The sequence below is a fragment of the Paenibacillus sp. 1SOY10 genome (genome assembly GCF_056836745.1).
The window spans coordinates 301,673-308,345 of record NZ_JBXENK010000004.1 but is presented as its reverse complement, the minus strand read 5'-3'; the positions used below and the strand labels follow the sequence as shown (position 1 = coordinate 308,345).

4 protein-coding genes are annotated in these 6,673 nt (G+C 50.0%); all 4 read right to left on the bottom strand.

What is annotated here, in order from left to right:
• Positions 1 to 356: 356 nt before the first annotated feature.
• Positions 357 to 2,678 carry a glycoside hydrolase family 65 protein gene (locus tag AC1VOR_RS13990; protein WP_482618565.1) on the bottom strand — a complete coding sequence of 774 codons (2,322 nt, stop codon included), beginning with the start codon at positions 2,676 to 2,678 and terminating at the stop codon, positions 357 to 359.
• A gap of 338 nt (positions 2,679 to 3,016) precedes the next feature.
• On the bottom strand, positions 3,017 to 3,670 hold the full coding sequence (gene pgmB, locus AC1VOR_RS13985) for a beta-phosphoglucomutase (RefSeq protein WP_482618564.1): 654 nt from the start codon (positions 3,668 to 3,670) through the stop codon (positions 3,017 to 3,019).
• Between the two features lie 95 nt (positions 3,671 to 3,765).
• Entirely contained in the window at positions 3,766 to 4,800 is a 1,035-nt protein-coding gene (locus AC1VOR_RS13980) for a LacI family DNA-binding transcriptional regulator (protein ID WP_482618563.1), read from the bottom strand.
• Between the two features lie 81 nt (positions 4,801 to 4,881).
• Entirely contained in the window at positions 4,882 to 6,627 is a 1,746-nt protein-coding gene (locus AC1VOR_RS13975; RefSeq protein ID WP_482618562.1) for an alpha-glycosidase, read from the bottom strand.
• Positions 6,628 to 6,673: the final 46 nt, after the last annotated feature.

Genomic DNA, 6,673 nt, shown 5'->3' with positions numbered 1-6,673 from the left:
ACCTCCATATAAATCGTTGGTTTTTACCCGATATTGACCAAAAGGCCGAAAATATATGGATAAATTCCAGTTAATTGTTTAAGGTAGCGAAAAAAATAAAAATTAGCTGGAGGATTTCCCGCTAATTGGCGATTTACATTAACTCAATGTGGGCTCTGCTTTTCTCATCCTAGACACTGCTCATTCGCACTTGGGACTTGGCAGATTCACTTCACAACTCACCCGCTCCACGTAACTCCATCGCGCGGGTGTTAAAGCATCCGCTCTACCCATTCCCGCGACTCCACAGCAACAAACAGCCGTTCACCGCAATTTTAATGTGGTGAACGGCTGTTTCCTACCTGCGCCTACCTGCCTTAGCTCAAGGCCGCTGCCTGTCGAGGCACCTCGATTTGGCTCAGAGAGTTAACTGTGTAGCTCGTATCGTAAATTCGGATAGCGGCCGGTGTCTCCGTCTCATTGGTGACGAGGATGTTGTCCGCGGTGACTTGCACCTGCAGCCGTGCGCCACGGAACATCACCTTGAACGAGAAGGACGTCCAGTGGGACGGCACGAAGGGACGCAGCACCAGTTCGTCATGCTGAACGCGAAGGCCTCCGAAGCCGTGGGCGATCGCCATCCACGTTCCGGCCATGCTCGTAATGTGACAGCCGTCCTCGGTATCGTTATTATAGTTGTCGAGATCAAGTCGGGCGGTACGCAGATACATCTCATACGCCTTCTCCTGATAGCCCAACTCGCAAGCCAAAATAGCATGCACGCAAGGGGAGAGGGAGGACTCATGTACCGTCAGCGGTTCGTAGAAATCGAAATTACGCCGTTTCGTCTCCAGATCATACCGATCGCCAAGGAAATACAACCCCTGCAACACGTCGGCCTGCTTAATGAAGCAGGAACGCAAAATACGATCCCACGACCAATTCTGGTTAATTGGCAAATGCTCCGGTGCCAGCTCCTTAACCGGGATTAAGTCCTTGTCAAGGAAGCCGTCTTGTTGCAAGAATACATCCCGTTCCTCATCGTACGGGTAATACATCTCTTTGATGATATGCTGCCACTTACGAGTCTCGTCATCTTCCAGCTTCAGTCCGCCAATTAACTCGTCATACCGCTTCGGCTCCTGCTGCTTAAGGGCAGCGAGTGCTTCTAAGGTATACTCCAGCGTCCAGACGGCAATGCGGTTCGTATACCAGTTGTTGTTGACGTTGTTCTCATACTCATTTGGACCCGTAACGCCAAGCATGACATATTTGTTTTTGGCCGGAGAGTAATTGACGCGTTCCTCCCAGAACCGGGAGATTTCCACCAGCACCTCCAGTCCATATTCACTCAAGTAAGCCATATCCCCTGTATAATTCACATAGTTATAAATGGCGTGAGCAATCGCTCCGTTTCGATGAATTTCCTCAAAAGTAATCTCCCATTCGTTGTGGCACTCCTCGCCGTTCATCGTGACCATCGGATAAAGCGCCCCCTTGGAGAATCCCAGCTTACGTGCGTTCTCTTTCGCCTTCTCAAGGTGCTTATAGCGGTAGATCAGCAGATTGCGAGCAATGTCCGCTTCGGCGGTGCTGAGGTAGAAGGGGAGACAATACGCCTCGGTATCCCAGTAGGTGCTACCCCCGTATTTTTCGCCCGTAAAGCCCTTAGGCCCGATATTAAGCCGGTCGTCATCCCCGCTGTACGTTTGATGAAGCTGAAAAATATTAAAGCGAATCGCCTGCTGCGCCGAGACATCTCCCTCAATAATCATGTCACTCATCTTCCACTTGTCAGCCCAGGCCTCAATATGTTCCTGCAACAAAACATCAAATCCGGCTTCTCTGGCGGCAGCAAGCTTTTCCGTTCCGACTTCCACCAATTGTTCTGGCTTTACATCACGAGAGGTCACGTTGGCCACATACTTATAGAGGGTCACGGCCTCTCCCTGGCTGGCAGCAACCCCAATCTCGGCAGAGACAAACTTCTCCTGTTGGTGAAAAGAAGGAGTGAGCGCGAGACGTTGTTCTTGATTAAAAACCTCAAAGCCCATTACGGAGGTGACGTGGAAATCCAGCTTCTTGGTCTTTACGGTCAAATAAGAGGCTTCCGGATTCGCCGCTTTGTCTACCTCCAGCCAGAACTTCTCTTCATAGTTTGAGTCCTTGTTCTTGATATCGCCATCAAGATAGGGGGCCAGGCGTAGTTCTCCGCTAAAATTGAGCGGTGTGACTGTATAACGAATCGCCCCGATCTCATGCCTTACAATACTGACGAAGCGCAGCGCCTCTACAGCGATCTGCTTGCCGTCCTCCATAACTGCCGTGAAGCGGCGAGACAGGGTACCTTCCTTCATATTCAACTCACGGACAAAGTCCTTCACCTGACATGCAGCCAAATCTAGCGGCGTACCGTCAATAAATACGTGAATGCCAATCCAGTTGGTGCTGTTCAGCACTTTGGCAAAATACTCGGGGTATCCGTTTTTCCACCAGCCTACACGCGTTTTGTCGGGATAGTACACCCCAGCCATATAGCTGCCTTGCAGGGAGGGGCCACTGTATTGTTCTTCGAAGTTGGCGCGTTGCCCCATGTAACCGTTACCAATACTAAAGACGCTTTCCGCGATTTCATGCTTGGTGGGATCGAAGGATTCCTCCAGGATGGACCAGGGGTTAAGGGTAAAGTAAGATTTCAATATCTTCAGCTCCTTTAGAGTTAGTTCAAAAAGTCGTCTTCCCAGGACGAAGTTGTTCGAGGAGTCAATTCGACATCGAATCTTGAATTCAGCCGGGCCTAGTATATGCATACGTAGCATGTTTCCTGCAGAAACATTTGAGTTGCTCACGTACCCATGCTTTCGAAGTCGTTTTCTCCGAAAACGTGTAGCTCCGCTACTCAGTCCCTGGCTTCATCCAACTCAAGCGTTTTGAAAAAACGCACATCGAAAGCATAGGCTTCGGTCCTGTAAACCCAACTTTTTGAACTCGCACTTTTGATGGTTGTTCAAAAAGTCGTCTTCAAGATTATGCATCTTTACAGCTTCTTGATCATAGACAGGGTCATGCTTTCCAGAGAAGGAATGACCAAATCAGCGGCGCCAAGTGTCTCCGGTGTCCCAATACCTACGCAGCGCATACCTGCACGTCTGGCGGCTTCAATTCCGGCCTCTGCGTCTTCAAAGACTACGCAGTTCTCCGGATTAACGCCAAGCTCTCTTGCTCCGAGCAGAAACACCTCAGGGTCAGGCTTGGTCTGGGAGGTATGAGTTCCATCAATGATGGCATCGAAATACGGCGTAAGTCCGGTATTTCGTAAAATCAAGGGAGCATTCTTGCTCGCTGAGCCTAGTGCAGTCTTCAGCCCGTTCTCCCGGCATTGTTGCAGGAATGATAGCGCCCCTGGCAGAATTTCCGAGGCATCCATCTGCGAGATGTATTCCACATACCATTCATTTTTGCGCTTAGCCAGCTCTTGCTTCTTGGTTTCGCCCGGTTCTATTCCGCCGACCTTTAGCAAAATATCCAGCGAAGCCATGCGGCTAACACCTTTCAGCTTCTCATTATCCTGCTCGGTGAACGAAAAGCCCAGTTCTGCGGCCAACCGTTTCCAGGCTAAAAAATGATATTTGGCCGTATCAACAAGCACGCCGTCCAGATCAAATAAGCAAGCTTGAATAGAGTACGTCATCGGATCCTCCTTTTGTGCAAACGTTTGAATTATGAGCGAAAAATAAAGGAAGCCTTCGCTTCCATTACTTTTGCTATAGCTATATAGCAATCAGCTTACTTCCTCGGTACCGAATACATCGATGAATCACGAACCATCAGCCGATGGGGGATAAGTTGCCGCTTGGGCTGCACTTGGGCCAGACCGGTCTGCACCGATTGAATTAACACTTGTGATGCCGTGTAACCCAGGTTATAGATGCCGATATCCATCGTGCTGAGAGGTGGTGTCGACAGTTCAGCGAGCGGAATGTTGTTGAAGCTGACGAGACAAAGGTCTTCAGGAACCTTGTACTTTAACTCATGCAGCCCGCGAAGTACGCCGAAGGCTACGACATCGTCAATCGTGACGAGAGCTGTAGGTCGGTTGGGCAAATTCATGAAAAATGACATGGCCCGATACCCGCTGTCTTGCAGGAATTCCCCTTCAACAATCCACTCGGGACGACATTCCAACTCGGCATCCTTTAATGCGGCCTGATATCCCTTTAATCGATCCTTGGATACGACAAGTTCCGGTGGGCCGCTGACGAAGCCGATGCGTTCATGCCCTAAGGAGATCAGATGCTTCGTAGCGTCGTAAGAGGCCTGAACATTATCGTTGTCGACCGTTAGTATGTCGGGATATTGCTCGCTTCGCCCGATGACGACGAACGGATGACCTCCTTGCTCCAGAAAGTCGATTACCGGATCATTCTGTCGCGAATACAACAGAATCACTCCGTCCACCCGGCGTCCATTCAGTAGCCGGGATACGCTGTCGATCTCTTCCTTCTCGTTGGCGCCGGAACTGATCAGTACATCATAACCCAGACGACTAGCCTGCGTGACGATGCCGCGAATGAGTTCCATGAAGAAGAAGTTAGAGAACAATTCCTCAGCCGATTTGGGCAGCATGATGCAAATGCTATTTGTCGTTTTGGAGACCAGACTTTTAGCCATCATGTTCGGATGGTAGCCAAGCTGATCCATAATAAGTTTGACTTTTTGCGAAGTTTCCGCGCTGATTCTGGGATGATTGGACAGCACCCGGGACACGGTGGAGGGCGATACTCCGGCCTTTTTGGCAACATCCTTAATGGTAACAGCCATAAAAAACCTCCTCTGTGAAACCGTTTGCCCTACAGTGTAATATTAATCCAAGGCTATTGTAAAGTAAATACAGAACTTCGTTTACTTCGCCGTTGTCAGTACCGCATAGCCGTAGGCTGGCAGTTTGACATGGAGGTAACCGCCCCTTGCTTCGTAGGTTTGGCTGCTGAAAGCGTCCGTCCAAGTTCCCTCTGTGGACGGAACCTTGATCGTTTGCCCGGCATCATAGTTATTCAATAGAACCAGCACAGTCTCATCTCCTTCACGACGTGCCAAGGCAATTCGGGTATCTCCCGGCTTAGCCAGCAGGAAGTGCAAGCTGCCGGTTCGCAAAGGCTTGATCTGCTTGCGTACTGCGATTAGCTGTTGATAGAATGCAAAGAGCTTACGGTCCTGACGCTCCGGTTCCCATTCCATACATTTGCGGCAATCGGGATCATGTCCACCGTCAAGTCCAACCTCATCCCCGTAATAAACACAAGGCGTGCCGGGATAAGTAAATTGGATCAAGGCGGCGAGCTTCATTTTCGCCTGATTGCCTTCACACAACGTTAACAATCTTGGTGTATCGTGGCTATCCAGCAAATTGAATGCTACTTCGCTCGCCTGCAACGGGTAGCGTGATAACTGCTTGCCTACGGCATTGGCAAATCCGCCCGCATCCAACGTCCCGCGTACCACAAAATCCAGCACCGCTTCCGTGAACGGATAGTTCATTACCGCATCGAACTGGTCGCCTTGCAGCCAGCCTGATGACTCATGCCAGATTTCACCTAGAATATAGGCATCGGGATTAGCAGCCTTAACCGTAGTCCGGAAAGCCCGCCAAAATGCATGATCCACTTCGTTCGCCACGTCCAGCCGCCAGCCGTCGATTCCGATCTCCTTAATCCAGAACTCGGCAACCTTGAGCAAGTATTCCTTTACTTCGGGATGCTCGGTATTCAGCTTGGGCATAAGGGGCTCAAATGCGAAGGTATCATAGGTCGGAACTCCGTCCTTGATGCACAAAGGATACTCCCGAATATGGAACCAATCTCGATAAGCAGACTCCTCACCTTTCTCCAGCACGTCAATAAAAGGAGCAAAGGTTCGTCCGCAATGGTTAAACACGGCGTCGAACAATACGCGGATTCCCCGCTCATGACAAGCCTCAACCAGCTTTTTGATCGTCTCGATGTCACCGAAATGCGGATCAATTTTCATATAATCGGCCGTATCGTATTTGTGGTTGGTTGTCGCTTCGAATAACGGAGTGAAATAAAGGCCCGTAATCCCAAGCTGGCTTAAGTGATCCAGATGATCGATAACCCCTTGCAGATCCCCGCCAAAGAAGCTATCCCGTTCTGGCTTGCCGCCCCAGGGCAGAACATTCTTCGGATCGTTACTCTTGTCTCCATTGGCGAAACGCTCCGGAAAGATTTGATAGAAGATAGCATCCTTGACCCACTCTGGAGGTGTAAAGACGTCTACCGGGTTGATGAAAGGAAACTCGAATAGCCGCTCCGGTCCGGCAGGACGCTCGTTAGTAAATTCATTCTCTGTCATCCAAATTTGCTCAGCTCCGGACTTTAACAAGAAACCGTATTTCGTCCGGCGCATAGGAGGGCGGTAGGAGCATTCCCAATAGTCAAACAACTCATCGCTGATCATCAGGCTCATCGGAAGCAATTCCTTGCTCTCATCCCACATGTATTTGTCTCCTACAAAAGCGAAGACCTCGGTCAAATCCCCTCGCTTGGCTCGCAAGCGAAGATGGACGGTTTGCTTATCATAGGCATAGGACCAGTTCAATTTGGGACGATGGTAAACGGCTTCAAGTAACATAGCAGAATTCCTCCTCAGTCGTTAGTAAGCAAGGCGTTAGGTAGCT

Excerpts from the sequence above, each read along its gene's own strand:
- AC1VOR_RS13975 (WP_482618562.1), bottom strand. The coding sequence starts at position 6,627 with ATGTTACTTGAAGCCGTTTACCATCGTCCCAAATTGAACTGGTCCTAT.
- AC1VOR_RS13980 (WP_482618563.1), bottom strand. The coding sequence starts at position 4,800 with ATGGCTGTTACCATTAAGGATGTTGCCAAAAAGGCCGGAGTATCGCCC.
- pgmB (WP_482618564.1), bottom strand. The coding sequence starts at position 3,670 with ATGACGTACTCTATTCAAGCTTGCTTATTTGATCTGGACGGCGTGCTT.